The following is a 1,177-nucleotide window of genomic DNA, read 5'->3' as shown; positions in this document are numbered from 1 at the left end:
GAACATGTTGCGGCGAAAGTTATGTTGCGGATCTGCGGTTGGGCTTTGTGCCGCAGGCGATCGACGGCTTCCACGCAACATAATGTCAGGACGTGGCGGGGGGTTTGGTGATGCCCCGAGACGCCTCCGAGCTGTCGCGCCGCCTCGCCCGTGATGCCGAGGCGGTCTGCCGCCACTACCTGTCCAACGGGCGGCGGCAGGGCCGCTACTGGACGGTGGGCGACGTTCGCAACGCACCCGGCCGGTCGATGTTCGTCCGGCTCAGCGGACCGGACGCCGGCCCCGGCGCCGCCGGTCACTGGACTGATGCCGCCTCGGCCGAACATGGCGATCTTCTCGACGTGATCCGCGAGAGCTGCGGCCTCATCGACTTTCGCGACGTCGCCGAGGAGGCGCGGCGCTTTCTGAGCCTGCCGCGGCCCGAACCTCGCCAGGCGTTGGCGTGCATTCGCACACCCGTCCTGGCCGGGTCGCCGGAAGCGGCACGGCGGCTGATCGCCATGTCGCGACCGATCCGCTGGACGCCCGTCGAGACCTATCTGCGTGCTCGCGGCATCGAGGCCGTCCACGATGCCGGCGCTCTGCGCTACCACCCGCGCTGCTACTATCGTCCGGACGACGGTTCGCCGGCCCAGGGGCGGCCGGCGATGATCGCCGCCGTTACCGATCTCGACGGCGAGATCACCGGTGCGCACCGCACCTGGCTTGCGCCGGACGGCTCTGGCAAGGCAGCGGTCGGCACGCCGCGACGGGCCATGGGCAGCCTTCTCGGTCATGCCGTTCGCTTTGGCGCGGCCGGGGACGTCCTCGCTGCCGGCGAGGGCATCGAGACGATGCTGTCGCTGCGCCTGGCGCTACCGGCCATGCCGGTGGCCACCGCGCTGTCGGCCAACCACCTTGCCGCCCTTCTGCTGCCGCCGACATTGCGCCGGCTCTACATCGCCCGCGATGCCGATGCCGCGGGCGACATGGCGCTCGCAGCCTTGACCGAACGCGCGGCCGCGTCGGGCATCGAGGCGCTGGCCCTGTCTCCGAGGCTGGGCGACTTCAACGAGGACCTGCAAGCCTTCGGCCCCGCCGCGCTGCGGGCGGCACTGCGCATTCAGCTCGCACCGCAGGATGCCGTGCGATTCGTCACCGAAGCGTCGGCCAGAACGGGGTAAGGCGAAGATCGCCT

The 1,177-nt window shown here is 70.6% G+C and carries 1 protein-coding gene; it reads left to right on the top strand.

The features are described 5' to 3' along the window. Positions 1 to 110: 110 nt before the first annotated feature. Positions 111 to 1,163, top strand: a complete 1,053-nt coding sequence (locus tag L2A60_RS20485) for a DUF7146 domain-containing protein (protein WP_235706307.1) — start codon at positions 111 to 113, stop codon at positions 1,161 to 1,163. The last annotated feature ends 14 nt before the right edge of the window (positions 1,164 to 1,177 follow it).

The organism is Acidiphilium iwatense (assembly GCF_021556475.1).
Lineage (GTDB): Bacteria > Pseudomonadota > Alphaproteobacteria > Acetobacterales > Acetobacteraceae > Acidiphilium > Acidiphilium iwatense.
This window is presented reverse-complemented; position numbering and strand designations above follow the sequence as displayed.